Genomic DNA, 16,696 nt, shown 5'->3' on the forward strand with positions numbered 1-16,696 from the left:
AATGAATGGTAGTAAAAATATTAGTTTAGGTCTTTTGTTATTGCTTACGCTCGGCTTTAGTTCAGTATTTGCACAGACAACGAAAGTGAAGGGTGTGGTTACAGACAAAACAGGTACACCGTTGCCCTTTGCAAGTGTCTTTGTACCCGGTACTTCCTTCGGCATCGCTACTGATGCTGCAGGCCGGTACGAATTGCAGTTTGATAGCCCAAAAGATAGTGTACGGTTTTCCCTGATGGGGTATAAAACCGTTGTAATACGCGTACAGAGAGGTAGTGAACAGGTCAGGAATGTAACCCTGGAAAGTGGCGCCAAAAACCTGAGTGAAGTAGTCATCAAGCGTAAGAGAGAAAGATACCGTAACAAGGATAACCCGGCAGTAGAGTTGATCCGACTGGTCATTGATAACAAATCAAAGAACAGAATGGAGCATTATGACTATGCCAATTATAACCAGTACGAGAAACTGGAGTTTGCCCTGAGCAATGTTTCTGAGAAGATCAGTAACAACCGGTTCACCCGGAAGTATAAATTTGTGTTTGACAACCAGGATACAACCAAGATGGCGGGACGTTCACTCCTCCCGATGTACCTGGAAGAAAAACTGGCAGATGTGTACTATCGCAGGGACCCTGAAAAGAAGAAAACGATCATCACTGCTGATAAGAAGGTCAGCTTTGAGAACTATATCGATAACCGCGGTTTGAGCGCTTATCTGAACCACATTTACCAGGACGTGGATATCTACGACAACAATATGATGTTGTTCACCAACCAGTTCCTGAGTCCCATTGCAGATGCCGGTCCTACCTTTTACAGGTATTACATTGCCGATACCATCAAAACAGAAGACAGTACAAAACTGATTGTCCTGGAATTCTACCCCAGGAACAAGGCCGACCGTTTACTGGAAGGTAAAATGTACATCACGCTGGATGGAAAATACGCTATACAGAAGGCGGATATGACGGCCAATAAAGAGATCAACCTGAACTTTATCCGTGATTTCCACCTCTATATGGACTTCGAAAAGACACCGGATGGCCGTTATTTCATGAACAAGAACACCCTGATGGCCGATTTTGGTCTCTTCAAGGGCAAGAGCGGTCTTTACGGAGAACGAACGGTGTCCCTGAAGAACATGGTGATCAACAAGCCTATGCCGGAGAAGTTCTATGAAGGAAGCTCCTATGTGGAAAATGAGGAGGAAGCACAGAAACCCGAAAGCTTCTGGGAACAGAACAGGCACGATACGCTGACCACGGCAGAGTCGAAGGTATATGCCAATATTGACAGTCTGCAGCATATGAAGTCCTTCAGACGGACCATGGACATTGCTACCCTGCTGCTGGCCGGCTGGAAGAGCGTAGGTCCCAAGTTTGAAGTAGGCCCCGTGAATACCTTCTATAACTTCAACCCGGTGGAAGGTTTCCGTTTGAGGTTGGGGGGAAGGACCACGCCTAAGTTCAATAAGAGCATTTACCTGGAAGGATACGGCGCTTACGGTTTCAAAGATCAGAAATGGAAATATTACTTCGGAGGCTCCTATGCCTTTAACCATAAGTCCATTTACGACTGGCCGGTACGCGCTGTCAAAGCCAGCTACCAGCACGATACCAAGATCCCGGGTCAGGAACTGCAGTTCGTACAGGAAGACAACTTCCTGCTGTCCTTCAAACGTGGTAACAACGATAAATGGTTGTACAATGACATTTACAGGGTGTACTATCTCCATGAGCTGTACAACCACTCGTCTTTCCAGGTAGGCTTCAAACACTGGCAACAGACGCCCGCCGGTACCCTGTCTTATTATAAGGGCACCAGCGTTCCAGACAGTGTGAAAAAGATCACTACGTCAGAGTTGTCGCTGGAACTGCGTTGGGCGCCTCATGAGCAGTTCTACCAGGGTAAGAACTTCAGGATTCCCATCCCCAACAAATATCCTATCTTCACACTCAGGGCGATCGCGGGAGTGAAGGGGCTGTTCAACAGTGGTTACAATTACCAGAACGTCTCCCTGAATATTTATAAGATGGTATACCTTTCTCAGCTGGGGTATAGCGAGGTAGTAGTAGAAGGTGGTTACGTCTTCGGACACATACCTTATCCGTTGTTGACCATTCACAGAGCGAACCAGACATATGCTTACCAGTTAGAGTCGTATAACCTGATGAACTTCCTGGAATTTGTGAGTGACCGCTATGCTGGTATAAATATTGACCATAACTTCAACGGATTTATCTTCAATAAGATACCTTTGCTGAAGAAACTGAAACTCCGTGAAGTAGCTGCCATTAAAGTGCTGTACGGTGGCTTGAGCAAAGGCAACGATCCAAGACTGGATCCGTCGAAGATACAGTTCTCAAATTATTCGGATGGAGTACCCATTACTTATACACTGGGCAATACGCCATATGTGGAAGGTAGTGTGGGTATCGCCAATATATTCAAACTGCTGAGGTTGGACCTCGTGAAGAGGTTTACATACCTGGATAACCCATTGATTGCCAATTGGGGTATCAGAGGCAGGGTTAGATTTGATTTTTAATGTTTTTCAATCGTAAGCCATGAAAAAACGATTCAGAGATAAGCTGCAGCAAGCAATTTACGTGGTGATCAACCCTCTGGTAAAGGGCTTAATCAAGCTGGGGCTGACGCCCAACGCCGTTACCCTGATCGGGTTCCTCCTGAATGTAGGTGTGGTAGTCATATTTGTAGCAGGAGTAGAGGAAGGCCACAGGGGAGACCTGTCTTATGTAGGATGGGCCGGTGCCCTGATCCTTTTTGCAGGATTATTTGATATGCTGGACGGGCAGGTAGCCCGCCTGGGAAGTATGGGGTCGCGATTCGGCGCCCTGTTCGATTCTGTACTGGACCGTTACAGTGAAATGGTCCTGTTCCTCGGTATCTGTTATTACCTGATCGGACACCACTATTTCCTGAGTTCTATATTTGCCTTTATTGCACTGATCGGCTCTATGATGGTAAGTTATACCAGAGCGCGTGCAGAAGGTCTCGGTATTGAGTGTAAAGGTGGGCTGATGCAACGCCCGGAAAGGATCGTGATCATTTCCCTGTCTGCCATCGCCTGCGGTATCACTTCACACTTCATTGGCGGGGACTACAAACTGTTTATACCAGGTATTCCTTTCCATGTATTTGAGACCATTTCGATCTTTACCTTCCCGCTGTTCATCATGGCAATCATGACCAATGTGACTGCCGTAGGCCGCCTGAAGGATGCGAAGAAAGCAATGGACCAGCAGGACCAGGTTACCCGCGTCATCAGAAGCGCTACCACCACTCCGGTAATTGCCCTGTTGATCATGGTATTGCCTTTTATGGCAGTGGCCAATGCACAGACCACAAAGACAGAACCGGTATTCCCGGTACCGAGCAATATCCCGCATATGCTGTTTTACATGCAGCGTACGCCTAATGCCAACACGATCATTTACGACCTGAACCTGCAACAGGATGGTACACTTGACGAAGACCAGCCGGTGAATATCTACTGGATCAGGTACACAGAAAATGGCGAAAAGAAGGGATTAAATTATATACAACGTAAATTTGCGTACGGACTGAAGGTGAAGCAACTGGCGAAAGACAAGTATGAATTACGTTCTGTAGCCTATGATAAGAAAAAGATGTACCTGATGAAGTCTGCCCAGGGCGACTACCATATCTATACCCAGATCGGTAATGTAATGGCGCAGTTGAACAGGATCTACCTGCAGATCGAAGGCGGCACCTTCTGGTTCCCGAATGTAGTATACGTAGAAATGAAAGGAATAGACCCTGCTACCGGTAAAGAAATAAAGGAGCAGTTTAAGCCATAAAGGTTTGATAAAATTCACAACGAATGAGTAATAGACAGTACGTTTCCAACTCGCAGGAGTCTGTGCCCATGTTCAAGAACGGATTGCTGGAGAGTTTATCTAAAGTACATTTCAGCGTTCCGCTGTTCTTATATGTTCCTGTGATCATTTATTGTTGCTGGATGGCGTTGGCAACAGTAAAGACCGGCGTGGTAATATGGCTGCTCTGTATAGCAGCAGGTATCTTTGTCTGGTCGCTGACAGAATACATCATGCACCGCTTTGTATTCCATTTTGTACCGAAGTCTTCCTGGGGATTGAAGCTGCACTTCATTTTCCATGGTGTGCATCATGACTATCCCAATGACAGGTTACGCCTGGTATTGCCGCCATCTGTGAGCATACCGCTGGCACTGGGCTTCTGGTTCCTCTATAGAAGTTTTATACCTGAAATATATTTTTACGGATTTTATGCGGGCTTCATCGGCGGATATCTTTTCTATGATATCTCCCATTACGCCCTGCATCATTTCAATTTTAAAGGCAAGTTCTGGAAGAAGTTAAAGAAACACCACATGATGCATCACTATGCCGATGCTAACAAAGGATATGGCGTGAGTTCTTCATTCTGGGACAAGATCTTCGGATCAGATTTTCAAAAGTGAGATAAGATGGATGCACCGGTTCCTGCCAGGCCTACAACTGCTTTTTTTGATAGGCGAAATATGCTGATCGTTACCGCGATCAGCATTGCTTATCTGTTGCTTTCCGCCTGGTTGCTTGGCTTTAAGAGTGACCAGCTGTGGCTGATAGCAATTTTTAATGTCTGTTATTACATATCACGACCGACCCGGCGTTTTATACTGGGTTTTTCGATCTTCATTTTTTACTGGATCGTGTTTGACTATATGAAGGCATTCCCGAACTACCTGACGGGGCCTGTACATATCAAGGACATTTATGAGACAGAAAAAGCCTGGTTTGGTGTGACGATGGATGGGGTGAGAGTAACTCCCAACGAATATTGGCTGCATCATACACAGGTATGGCTGGATGTGCTGACAGGATCATTCTATTTATGCTGGGTGCCGGTACCGCTGGCATTTGCTGCTTACCTGTTCTATAAAGACAGGCTGGCATTCCTGCACTTCGCGTTTACCTTCATACTGGTTAACTGGATCGGATATATCATTTATTATACTTATCCCGCAGCACCACCATGGTATGTACAGTTACACGGCTTTGACTTCATTGCAAGTACACCGGGTAATACCGCTGGACTGGCCAGGTTTGACACCGCGCTGAACGTGAATATCTTCGGTTCATTATACGCAAAAGGATCAAATGTATTTGCTGCAATGCCGTCCCTGCATTCTGCCTATCCGTTGATCGTATTCTTCTACGCGAGGAAGACCACTAATCTGTTCTTTACGACCATTTTTGGGATCATTGCCCTAGGTATCTGGTTTTCAGCTGTTTATACCAGCCATCACTACGTACTGGATGTATTGGCAGGTATTGCCTGCGCCAGCACAGGTATTGCCCTATATAGGCTCGTATTGATGAGAAGCGTGGCTTACAATGAGCGGATCAACAAGTACTATTCGGCTGTTACGAAGTAGCTTTTTGTTTGTCCAGGCGGCGTAACAATTCTTCCACTTCATTGCCATAATTCCGTTTAAAGTGAAATCGTTGCGCCTTCAGGAGCATTTCCCTGGCAGTGTCTTCGTCTTGTTCTTTCAGGGCGAGCAATGCCAGGTTCCTATAAGCATAGGCATTGCCTTTATTGAGCTGCAGTGATTTCAATATAAGCTCCCTGGCAGCCACCGGAAATCCCAGGTGCATCAGTACATAACCTTTATTATTGTAGGCATAGGCACATTCTTCATCATATGCTATCGCCTGATCAAAATAAGAGATCGCCTCCACATACAATTCCAGCTTGATACATTCAAATCCGAGACTGTTCAGCAGTTCGGAAGATCCCGGATTCAGGGACAGGGCATGTGAGTATAGTCGCTGTGCCCAGGCATGGTTGCCCAGTTCACTATAGCAATGCGCTACTTCTGCCAGTACTCCGGTATGTTGCGGATGCTTCTTGTGTACCTTTTCATAAAAGGGCAGCGCCTTTTGAAAATTCCTTTCCACTCTCCAGGTCACCCCCGACAGCCACAAGGCATTCACATGATCGGGCTGCATCTGTAACACCAGGTGACAGAGCGTCCGGCACCTGTGGATATCATTATACTGTAACAGGGCCTGTGCCTCGCCAAAATATCTTTCTATAGCGGCTTTCTTCTGCTGGGGGCCATAAAACAGCCGTATCAGCGGGTGAAAGAAGCTAATGTGGGAAGTTTTGACACGAGGGCTACGGAAAGGAACGTTGGTCTGCAAATTCCTGAGCGCCAGTATCTGTTCCAGGTAACTGTGGAAGATGATGCCGAGGGACTGGAATTTGTACTGACAGCGGTTTTCTATGCTGAGCAGTGAGAGGATGATGTGCTGCGGATGGAGTTGTTCATCTCCCAGCTTTTTCTGGTAATAGGCCGCATTTTCCAGCATCCTTTCCGCCTCTGTCATAATGGGGACCTTGGGTCTGTTCCCCGTAGGAATAGGCATACCAGGGCGTTGTTCCCAGTCAAGCGCGTGCAGCCACTGGACAAGCTTTTCCCTGTCGGCGGCATCGATGGCGATATCGCTGGCATAGGAGTCCAGAATACCCAGGAGGATCATCTGACTGTCTATGTAAAAAAGCTGCCTCTCCAGGCTAAAAGTCCTGGCATAGGCAAATGCTGTCTTCAGTTCATAGGAGGAAGTCAAAAGCATCAGCAATGGTTAAGTACAATATCAAATTTATATTATTTATGGGTATCTGCCAGCGGTCAAATCACCAGAATTCAATGCGCTGATACCTCATGCCGGGGCACAGCGGAAAATCAGCACGAATGCGGGTTCTCCGTTAAAACAAGTATACCCTTTTTCACTGCAATCAGATTGTAACTGAGGAGGTTATCTCGGAGAAAATTATACGGGAACAGTACAGGCCGTATAGCCATTGACTATTTACATGTTTGATATTCATATTTACCGGTTTTTTAATAATTCCTACCTTCATAATATGGAAGAATCAGAAAAACTGAAAAGGGTAGTAGAAGCCCGCATGAAGCTGAAGGCCCGCTTTGAGGACAAGATGAAGCAGACGCCTTCCGTTGCCGATAACAGGCCAATGGGCACCGGTAAACCGAATCGTCACGGTATGCCGGTGGTACCTATTGGTCAGATCATTACCCATAAATGGCCGGTACTGGACCTGGGTATTGAACCGGAGATCCCCCTTGACGAATGGCGACTGGTGATAGATGGAGCCGTGGAGCATCCGGTGGAACTGACCTGGGAGGATTTTATGGCTTTGCCACAGACGGAAGATATTTCCGACTTCCACTGTGTAACCACCTGGTCTAAACTGGATATGCACTGGAAAGGAGTACGTCTGCTGGACCTGGCGGCATTGGCGCTGCCTAAGGAGAATGCCACACATATCCTGTGTTACGGATATGATGATTATACCACCAATGTATCTCTGGAAGAAGCATTGAAACCGGATGTGCTGTTGGTACATACCGTTGAGGGAGCCCCTTTGCCAATAGAGCATGGTGGTCCTGTAAGGATGATCACGCCTCAGTTATATGCCTGGAAAGGTTCAAAATGGATCCGCAGGATAGAATTCCTCACACAGAACAAATTAGGCTTCTGGGAAGAACGGGGTTATTCCAATACGGCCTATCCCTGGAGGAATGACCGTTATAGCTGATCCCCCGATTCCCTCCCTAATTGTTTGATTTTTATCATTTTTACTTTGTTATGTGTAATTCTGTTGATGTGACAGATCGTAGCTTTGTGGTCTCAAAAAGTGAGTACTTCCGGTGAAGCATGTTGCAGATCACTAAAATAGGGGATGAATATGCCCAGGTTTGGTAATTTTCAATAAGCACAGATATTTTGAACTTTGCTACTCAATCAGAGTAATCACTAAAAAACGCAGAATGAAGTTCAAAAAGACCTTAGCTGCAATGTCTGTATTTGTTTTAGCAGCATGTATTGTATCAGTTCTCCAAAGACTCATTCAACATTAATAAGTATACACTGCCTGATTTCAGTAATGATGCCGTACAGCTTATTTACAGGAAGCAGCAGTTTAAAATATTCGGAGCGTTACCAGCGTCTGAAAAATAATAACTGGTAACGCCCCGCTGTCATGACAACTGTGACAGGAACTTATGTTACATGAACAGTGTAAACAGTTGTAGGTTTAGCAATGGCTGGAGTATTCCTACTTTAGCCTTTTTTTTATTCTTCCGGCGTCAACCAAACCAACCTTGATTTTCTTTCCTTCGCGGTCATCTCCAGTTTCAGCGTTACATAAGTATTCGTTGCTTTGTTATAGTCTGAAAGATTGAATACCGCCAGTGCATGTTTCTCATCCTTTTTCAGTGGTCCGAAGAACAGGCTCCGTTCTGGCGTAGGGCTTCCTGTTATGTAGGAGAATGCCTGTCCACCGGCGAGCGTACGTAATTGTACAATGTTTCCGTTAGCCGGATGTGAGTTCTGTTCTGCATCATTCATCAGCACATATAATTTGTTCTTAGTATGCAGATAGGCAAATGAGCGGTATTGTTCCGACTGTACCAGGTGCTGGGTAGACAGCTTCCGCTGAGCGATGTAGAAAGAAGGATAGATAGTATTTTTGAGATATTGTTTCTTCGGAATGAAGCTGGCAGACAGCAATTTGCCGTTTACATCAAATGAGGCAACGGCCACGTTGTCCAGCATATAGTAAGTATAGGGCGTACCATCCCTTGGTATATGTTTTTCGTTGATCAGCTCTTCGTAAATAACTGAGAAACTGCCGTCATCGTTAATGACGAGGTCCTGCGGCATGCCGGTGAATGTTTCTTTTGCTCCGTATAGCTTCTTTTTCTGTGTATCAGCTTCGGTAGGATATATACTGATCTCCTGTTCAACTTTGGCTTTAAAAGGGTCTATAACGAGCAGGAAACCTGCATAAGGCTGTGGGTTGGCATCTTCTATATGAGCAGCGCCGAGCAGCATCAGTTTCTTTGTAGCGGGATTGAAGCGTACGATAGCGCTATCGGCCATGCGGTTATCAGACAGGTCCAGTAGTGTAGATGTCATACGTCTTCCGTTTTTCGGAAGCGTCATCATCACCAGTTGTCCTTCGCGGTCGCCAGAAGCGATCTCGTTGTAGGCAAAGCCCAGAACGCATATCCTGTCGTCTCCCAATACCGCCATATCCAGGTAGTTCAGCGAGGCATATTTGAAAGCCGGCTGGTAAAAAGCGCGGCTGATCTCCTGGTGATTCCCATTGTATGCCACGACCTCCATCTGGTTTTTATCTGCCAGGCCGCTGTTATCGCGACGGATAAATACCGCATAATTATCACTGTCAGGATCTTTACTGACAGCAAAAGAGTTTACAGGGTCAAATTCAGGGATCCAGCGTACATCCTTGAATAAGTATCTTTCTGCTTCCGCAAGCTTTTCTTCCCTTTCCAGGTTGCCGGTAGCGCCATCAAACACTAACCTGTGGAGAACAGGAGTCCTTTCCTGGACCTCGCTGATCAGGACTGCGATAGTGCCACTGGTTTCGAAAATAGCATTGACGCGGGCACCTTTCAGCTTCCCAAAGGAGGGATCATGATGTTTATAGCCTGCCAGCTTGTGTTCGGGATTGTAAATGGTAATGTCTATACCGTTTCTGGCGCTCAGGTGTACGACAACGGTATTGCCGTTTTTAAGCTGGAGCAGTTTTGCATGCCCGCTTTCAGGTTCCTCAAATAAGGGGGATTCAGCTACGGTCTTGAATTGCGCATAGGCAAATGCATGTAACAGTGTCACCAGACATATCAGGGTGATCTTTTTCATAGGTTCAGGTTGTTAGGAATGGATATAATGACAATACTAAGAATAAAGGTATCAAAATTTCCGACCTAGTTATCCATAAATTCCCAGGCGCTCTGGTAGGCGTTTTGCTGCTCCGCATAGGTGATAAACCCGGCATAGAAGGGCAGTTGGGACAATGTAGCACTGTCGCCGATGATTACCAGCTTCTTACGCGCCCTTGTCATCGCCACGTTCATACGGCGGATATCGGACAGGAAGCCGATCTTGTTATCGTTATTGCTCCTGGTCATGCTGATGTAGACAATATCCCTTTCCTGGCCCTGGAAACTATCTATGGTATTCACAGAGATCTTATCCCCATAGGTCTGCAGTTCCGGAGAGAATTGCAGCTGTTCCTTCAGGAGATGGATCTGTTGCTTATAGGGGGAAATAATGGCGATGGAAGGAAAATCCTGCTGCTGGTAATGAGGGCTGAGCCCTGATACAAGCTGTGTCAGGTGTTTGAACAGGAAGGCTGCTTCCTCCGGGTTGGTGGTGCTGGTGCCTTCGGATTTTTCGTCAAATCCGCAGCCGGCGGTATCCACAAAGGAGAGGGGCACATCCTGGGGGAAGAGGGTATGTCCGGCTACAGAAGCATGTGCCTTCAGCCTGTCTTCATAGAAGATAGATGAAGAGTAACCCATGATCATCTGGTGCATGCGGTATTGTTCCTCCAGTAGCACTACTGAGGCAGGGTGCATGGCGATGCATTTCTCCAGCAGGGTGGTACTCAGCCCGTTCCTGGCGGCTTCGTCCGACTTGACGGTAGGTGACAGCTGGCAATGGTCGCCGGCCAATACCACCTTCTGCGCCTTCAGGATGGGAATCCAGCAGGCGGGTTCCAAAGCCTGTCCGGCTTCGTCGATGACGATGGTATGGTATTTCAGCTGGCGTACGGTGTAGTGATTGGCGCCAACCAGGGTCGCCGTGATCACCTGGGCCTTTGCCAGCAGGTCGTCCATGATATATTGTTCGGTATTTTCGATAGATTTCATGATACTGCGGGCCTCGTCAAACAGCGCCTTGCGTTGTTCCCGTTCTGCCTTGCCGAAGTTCCGCTTGTATTTATGGGCCATATCCCGGAATTCATTGGCCTGTTTTTTCAGGCGTTTGATCTCCTTCATGCTGTTGTGTTCTGCCATCCGGCTATCCAGCGTGAGGGCGGAGAGCCTTTCGGAAACACGGGCAGGGTTACCTACGCGCAGTACGTTCAGTCCTTCGTCAGACAGCTTTTCACTTAGCAGGTCCACAGCGGTATTGCTGGGCGCCACCACGAGTATCTGTTTGTTATCCTGTTTGATGAGCATCTTAATAGCCTGTACAAGGGTAGTGGTCTTGCCGGTACCAGGAGGGCCATGTACAATAGCCAGATCATTCGCAGCCAGTATTTTGTTCACCGCCGCCTGCTGCGACTCATTCAGACGGGGGATCGTCACCGGAGGCAGATCATCCCGGAAGGTGGGCGATTTCTCACCGGTCAGTATCCTGATGAGCTGATCGTTCTCTTCTTTGCTGACGCGGGTATCGGCCTGTTTAAGGGCATTCTGCATCTCATCGTAGCTGTTATCATCAAACAGCAGATCGATGCCCAGTTTGCCGTTATTAGCCCATTCGGGCAGCTCATCCGTACGGAGGGTGATTTTCAGGCGGTTACCGCCCTGATAGGAGATAGTACCTTCTATACGGTCGGTTTTAGGATCATGATTCGAAAAAAGGACTGCCGACACGCCAAAACGGAGCTGGTGACCGATATCCTGGTGGGTGGTGCGCTCAACTTCCACGGTGAGATAGTCCCCGCGGCTCATTTCCGAACCTCTGATGGCAATAGGGTACCAGGTAAGTCCATTCGCCCTGCGTTCGGCTACAGACGTTGATGCTGTCATTTCCAGATATGCTTTCCTGTCTACTTCCCGCTCTGTTTTCAGTAATTCAAGCAGCTTTTTGAAATAATCCATTCTGCAAAGGTAAGACGAATGGCAGATATTCGGGGGAGACAGGTGAAACAGCCGGGTAATGGTACCCGACTGTTCGGGCTGCTTATTTCTTTAGTCTTTGAATGATATTGGTTGTATAACTGACATCCTTCGTGATATTACCGCCCTGATCCTTATTGTGATAGCTGCAACCGAAGATGAATTCCATCATACCACTGCCAGGAGCAGAGACCTTCAGGGTATCCGCTATTTTCAGTTCCTCACCAGGTATGGTAGCCTGGCCCGCATTGATGGCGCAACCGGCCCCTACACCGATCAGCACGTTCTGGCGATTACCGATGCCATCACCATATGATTTTACCCATTTCATTACATCAGCGGCTTTGTTCCAGTAGGACATAGTCATCACGTAATCAATGTATTGTTTCGACCTTTTGATCTGCTCCAGGTTGTAGTTGTTATAATCCACCACAGACAATATTCTGCCTGTCTTTGATACCGGGCCTACATATTTGCTGAGGGCTATGATACTGCTGTCGATATTCGCTGTTCTGACATTACCATATTCCAGGTCAAGGTCTATCCCGTCAAATTTCCATTTGTCCAGGGAGTCTCTCACGATCTTCGCCATGGAATCGGCCGCTGCGGAGGATAGCTTTACCAGTCCGCCGGCGAAGGAAGTCGCCACTATCCTGATACCCCTCTTCTGCAGGGCATGTGCCTTGGTCAGCACATCACTCCACTCATTCTGACCAGATACGCCCCTATGTTCAAATTCCCAGCCTCCTGCAGCTGTTCTGCCAATACCCAGGGTGAAGATGTTGACAACATCCACGCCATCCGGCATAGCATCCAAAGGCCCTACTGTGGACCTGTCGTAACAGCAGCCACCCCAGTAGTCGACCATGATCGGCCTTTTGGTGAGGGGCTTACCATAAAAGGGAGAAGTATCTTCATGATGGGTAGTGTCAATACCTGGTCCTGGTGGATTGTTGTTGTCTTTCTTACAGGAATGGGATAAAGTAAGCATTGTACTCAAACATAACAACAGCGCGGAAGTTTTTACGATAAAGTAGAATTTGGGTTTCATGTGTAACCGGATAAATTTTAAACGTTAAATGAATCTTAAATATAGAGATCAGCAATACAGACAATGTTAACCTTCAGCAGGTATATTATCTTAAAGCAATAAAAACTGGTGATGGCAATGTGATGAAGGCAGTTGCTGACAGCAATAATAAACGCATGAAATGAGATATTCGTATAACCTGGAAGCCGTCACCCGGTGCTGGTCTGTTATCTGGAAAACCGGAAAGAAAAGACAACAGAATTTTTACAGAATTAGCTCCGATATTTGGATACATTCCGGTAATCAGATTATTGATAAACTATGGAACTAACACAAACGGAGTATCTCGCTGAGAAATATGTTGTTGATCTGTTTACCCGGTTGGCTTCCACTTATCTGGTATATCACAATCTTTCTCATACCGAGCGCGTTGTAGTGCATGCTATGGAAATTGCCGATCATTACAGGTTGAACGAAAAGGACAGGTTTATTTTAAATATAGCGGCCTGGTTCCATGATACAGGCCACCTTATTGCTGATATTGCGTTACATGAGCAGGCGGGTGTCCGGCTGATGAAATCCTTTTTTGTTGATAAGGAGATCGATGAAGCGTTGACCGATACGATTGCTGATTGTATAATGGCTACCAAATGGCCTACCGCTCCTAAGACACTGTTAGAGGAAATTATCTGTGATGCAGATACGTATCATTTCGGAACAAAAGAATTTGAATTAACCGATGAGTTGGTAAAGAAAGAATTCCAGCTACGGACACATAAGAACTATGCTCACTGGTGCGATGATACATTGAGACTATTAAAAGCGCATCGTTTCTTTACTGCTTATTGCCGTGATAAGCTGGATAAGGGAAAGGAAGCGAACATTGCATATATGGAAACAAAAAAGACCTAACTAAAAAATAACCAATTAAATTAGCTGAACAATCTACCTGATATCTGAATCGTAGATTTTACTTATTCCTACAACTGTTATACACCATGTGTAAAAAGACCTTATACCTTTTTCTGTTTCTCGTAGCGCTGCTACCTCGCTTCTCATTGGCACAACAACCTGATACTGTTGTTTCGGCGCCGCAGTTACAGCAGGACTCACTTTATCAGCATCAGCCGGAGAAGATTAAAAGACATTATAAGGGGCTGCTGCTGGTACCTGCTACATTCATCATATACGGAGCGGCTTCTCTTAACGTAAGCGGGCTAAAAGGTGTGAATGATAAAGTGAAAGAGGAAGTATACCTGGAAGGGAACCATAAGATGCACCACCTCGACAATTACCTGCAGTATGCACCGGGCCTGATGGTATATGGACTAAACCTCGCAGGTATCAAAGGCAAACATAATTTTGTGGACCGTACAGCTATCTATGCGATGGCAAATATCATCATGGGAAGTACGGTAACAGTCACCAAGCATCTTACGCATGAGACGCGGCCAGATGGATCTAACGATTTATCCTTTCCCTCAGGGCATACCGCTACTGCATTTGCTGCAGCTGAATTCCTGATGCGGGAGTACCAGGATGTATCGCTATGGTATGGCGTAGCAGGATATGCAATGGCCGCTACCACAGGATATCTTCGTATGTTGAATAACAGGCACTGGTTTGGTGATATTGTAGCGGGAGCTGGCGTCGGTATACTTTCAACAGAGTTGGCTTATTCCTTATATCCTTCTGTGAAGAGGATATTCCACAGTAAGAAAACCGATATGGCGACGCTGATATTACCAACCTATCAGCAGGGCGCATTTGGTTTGAGTATGGTACATCGTTTTAAATGAGTATTCGTCGGGAGCACTAATATATCCCCGGAAAAGGGGATGCCATATCCCCACATTTGGGGATATGGCTTACACCTGTTATTTATTCACTACCGGCATTAATCCGTTGAATTCTCCGGACACTTTGGCATCGCCGTAGTTCAATATGTATGATATGCGGTAAGTTTCACCTGGAGGATCTTTCTGAATGGTGATCCTGCCATCCTGCAGGTCTGTCAACTGTTTGCCAGTACCGGGCGTAATGGTATTGTTGGCGAAACCGGCGCCCAGCACAACATCTGCCGCACTGAAATTCACACGTTTGTCAAATCCGGCAGCACCTGCATCTTTGAACGTATATGTTTGCCCGTTCACAAAAGTATCCACCTGAAAGGAAACGCCATCGATCTTGCCACTAAAGGCGGCAGCATTGATATTCACATTAGACATCAGCATTCTTCCACCTTCTTCTACACTCCATTGTACACGGAAGCCGAAAGGCGTTGCAGTAGTTTGTTTGTCTTGTCCCTCAATGGTAAAAGCGCTTGCAGGAGTCTGGTTTTTGTTGTCGTCTTTGTTACAGGCAGTAAGCAATGTGACAGCGGCAGCAGCGCTGAAAAGTAGTCTTCTCATGGTTTTGTTGTGTTTTAATTAAGTCCAGGTTTTTAAATAAATGGTTGCATGTTCATCGGAGAGGAAATTGTTGTGTCTTCGTATTTGTCCCACTAGTGAAAATATACAAGGGCATATTTTTTTTGCGCATGAATCCTATTGACAAGAATAATGCCAGATCAGGGATGCCTTTTTCCGGATATTCATATGGGGAAACATAAAAAAAAGGCTGTCACATTTCGGTAAACAGCCCTGTAAAACTACTTTATCTGTTGTATCCAATCTTTCATTACCTGTAAGATAGTCAGCAGTTCTTTCTCGCTGATAATATACGGCGGCATCAGGTATAACACATTGCCGATAGGACGTAACCACACACCGTGTTGTTGAGAGAATTCCTTAAAGCCCGACAAACAGGCTGCATCTTTCATTTCAATGGCGCCAATGGCGCCTATTGATCTTTTTGCAACAATAGCAGGAGAGGTGAAACTATCAAACTGTTCCCTGATGATGGATTGTATCTTATCTATTTTCTGCAGATACTGTTCTTCTTCAATAATAGAGATACTTTGCAGCGCCACCGCACAGGCAAGTGGATTGGCCATAAAAGTAGGACCATGCATCAGTGCCTTTTCATAGTTATCTCCCAGGAAACTGTCGAATACTGCTGATGTAGCAAGTGTGGCAGCGTGCCCCATATAGCCAGCAGTCAATGCTTTACCGAGTATCATGATATCGGGCGTAACACCTGCATGTTCCGCAGCAAACAATTTACCTGTACGACCAAAACCAGTGGCTACTTCATCAAAGACGAACAGCACATTATATTTTGTACAGAGCTCACGGGCTGTTTTCAGGTAGAGGGGAGAATAGATGTTAAAGCCACCTGCACATTGTACAATAGGTTCGACAATAAACGCAGCGATGTTCTGATGCTCACGCTGTAACAGCGCTTCCAGCTTATCAGTAGCCTGTTTGACTACTGCCGCATCTGCATCGAAGCCTCCTTCCGGAATATCGAGTATATATCCTCTTCTCAATACATCAGAAAAGGCACGTGTGAAGTCGGAATCATCGCTGACTTCCATGGCTTTGAAAGTATCGCCATGATAGCCGTTCTTCAGCGATATAATTTTGCTTTTGCCATTATAGCCGATGTTCTTCCAGTACTGAATACTCATTTTCAGTGCTACTTCCACACCAATAGAACCGCTGTCGGAAAAAAAGACATGGTTGAGGCCTTCGGGAGTAATACGCACAAGTGTAGCCGCCAGGTCCAGGGCCGGGTTATGTGTCATACCGCCCAGCATGACGTGAGCGAATTTATTGGCCTGTGTAAGTAAAGCGGCATTGAGCGCCGGATGATTGTATCCATGTATGACTGCCCACCAGGAAGAGATCCCATCAATCAGTGAGCGGCCGTCTTCCAGGTGCATCATCACACCTTCTCCGGATACCATCTTTGGCAACTCACTTATCTGTCTCATTTGTGTATACGGATACCACAGCATAGTCGTAAAA

13 protein-coding genes are annotated in these 16,696 nt (G+C 46.3%); 7 read left to right on the plus strand and 6 right to left on the minus strand.

The features are described 5' to 3' along the window. Position 1: 1 nt before the first annotated feature. The 4 genes from CLV42_RS14980 to CLV42_RS14995 are packed head-to-tail and all read left to right on the plus strand — an operon-like array spanning position 2 to position 5,443. The gene (locus tag CLV42_RS14980) at positions 2–2,548 is read left to right on the plus strand and encodes a DUF5686 and carboxypeptidase-like regulatory domain-containing protein (RefSeq protein WP_106602728.1); all 2,547 of its coding nucleotides are present in this window, start codon (positions 2–4) and stop codon (positions 2,546–2,548) included. 19 nt (positions 2,549–2,567) lie between these two features. Continuing rightward, positions 2,568–3,842, plus strand: a complete 1,275-nt coding sequence (locus CLV42_RS14985) for a DUF4833 domain-containing protein (protein WP_106602729.1) — start codon at positions 2,568–2,570, stop codon at positions 3,840–3,842. 23 nt (positions 3,843–3,865) lie between these two features. Further along, positions 3,866–4,486: a sterol desaturase family protein gene (locus tag CLV42_RS14990; protein WP_106602730.1), complete on the plus strand. Its 621-nt coding sequence runs from the start codon at positions 3,866–3,868 to the stop codon at positions 4,484–4,486. Between the two features lie 6 nt (positions 4,487–4,492). Next, complete coding sequence (locus CLV42_RS14995) at positions 4,493–5,443, plus strand: phosphatase PAP2 family protein (RefSeq protein WP_106602731.1); 951 nt, start codon at positions 4,493–4,495, stop codon at positions 5,441–5,443. Here the strand turns inward: CLV42_RS14995 and CLV42_RS15000 are convergent. Next, entirely contained in the window at positions 5,433–6,647 is a 1,215-nt protein-coding gene (locus tag CLV42_RS15000) for a tetratricopeptide repeat protein (protein ID WP_106602732.1), read from the minus strand. The two genes, CLV42_RS14995 and CLV42_RS15000, sit on opposite strands and share 11 nt — an antisense overlap. A 292-nt stretch (positions 6,648–6,939) precedes the next feature. On the opposite strand from CLV42_RS15000, the gene CLV42_RS15005 reads away from it, so the two are divergent. Then, the gene (locus CLV42_RS15005) at positions 6,940–7,632 is read left to right on the plus strand and encodes a molybdopterin-dependent oxidoreductase (protein WP_106602891.1); all 693 of its coding nucleotides are present in this window, start codon (positions 6,940–6,942) and stop codon (positions 7,630–7,632) included. Between the two features lie 536 nt (positions 7,633–8,168). On the opposite strand, the gene CLV42_RS15010 is transcribed toward CLV42_RS15005, so the two are convergent. The 3 genes from CLV42_RS15010 to CLV42_RS15020 form a co-directional block, all read right to left on the minus strand. Further along, entirely contained in the window at positions 8,169–9,764 is a 1,596-nt protein-coding gene (locus tag CLV42_RS15010; RefSeq protein WP_106602733.1) for a hypothetical protein, read from the minus strand. A gap of 65 nt (positions 9,765–9,829) precedes the next feature. Then, the gene (locus CLV42_RS15015) at positions 9,830–11,737 is read right to left on the minus strand and encodes an AAA domain-containing protein (RefSeq protein WP_106602734.1); all 1,908 of its coding nucleotides are present in this window, start codon (positions 11,735–11,737) and stop codon (positions 9,830–9,832) included. Between the two features lie 82 nt (positions 11,738–11,819). Next, the gene (locus CLV42_RS15020) at positions 11,820–12,806 is read right to left on the minus strand and encodes an EndoS/ChiA family endoglycosidase (RefSeq protein ID WP_106602735.1); all 987 of its coding nucleotides are present in this window, start codon (positions 12,804–12,806) and stop codon (positions 11,820–11,822) included. A 300-nt stretch (positions 12,807–13,106) separates the two neighbouring features. Here CLV42_RS15020 and CLV42_RS15025 point away from each other — a divergent pair, with 300 nt between their 5' ends. Continuing rightward, on the plus strand, positions 13,107–13,697 hold the full coding sequence (locus tag CLV42_RS15025) for an HD domain-containing protein (protein ID WP_106602736.1): 591 nt from the start codon (positions 13,107–13,109) through the stop codon (positions 13,695–13,697). 86 nt (positions 13,698–13,783) lie between these two features. Next, on the plus strand, positions 13,784–14,584 hold the full coding sequence (locus CLV42_RS15030) for a phosphatase PAP2 family protein (RefSeq protein ID WP_106602737.1): 801 nt from the start codon (positions 13,784–13,786) through the stop codon (positions 14,582–14,584). A 78-nt stretch (positions 14,585–14,662) separates the two neighbouring features. On the opposite strand, the gene CLV42_RS15035 is transcribed toward CLV42_RS15030, so the two are convergent. Both CLV42_RS15035 and bioA read right to left on the minus strand, forming a co-directional pair. Continuing rightward, positions 14,663–15,196: a hypothetical protein gene (locus CLV42_RS15035; protein WP_106602738.1), complete on the minus strand. Its 534-nt coding sequence runs from the start codon at positions 15,194–15,196 to the stop codon at positions 14,663–14,665. Between the two features lie 239 nt (positions 15,197–15,435). Beyond that, complete coding sequence (bioA, locus tag CLV42_RS15040; RefSeq protein ID WP_106602739.1) at positions 15,436–16,686, minus strand: adenosylmethionine--8-amino-7-oxononanoate transaminase; 1,251 nt, start codon at positions 16,684–16,686, stop codon at positions 15,436–15,438. Positions 16,687–16,696: the final 10 nt, after the last annotated feature.

This window comes from Chitinophaga ginsengisoli (assembly GCF_003014595.1).
Lineage (GTDB): Bacteria > Bacteroidota > Bacteroidia > Chitinophagales > Chitinophagaceae > Chitinophaga > Chitinophaga ginsengisoli.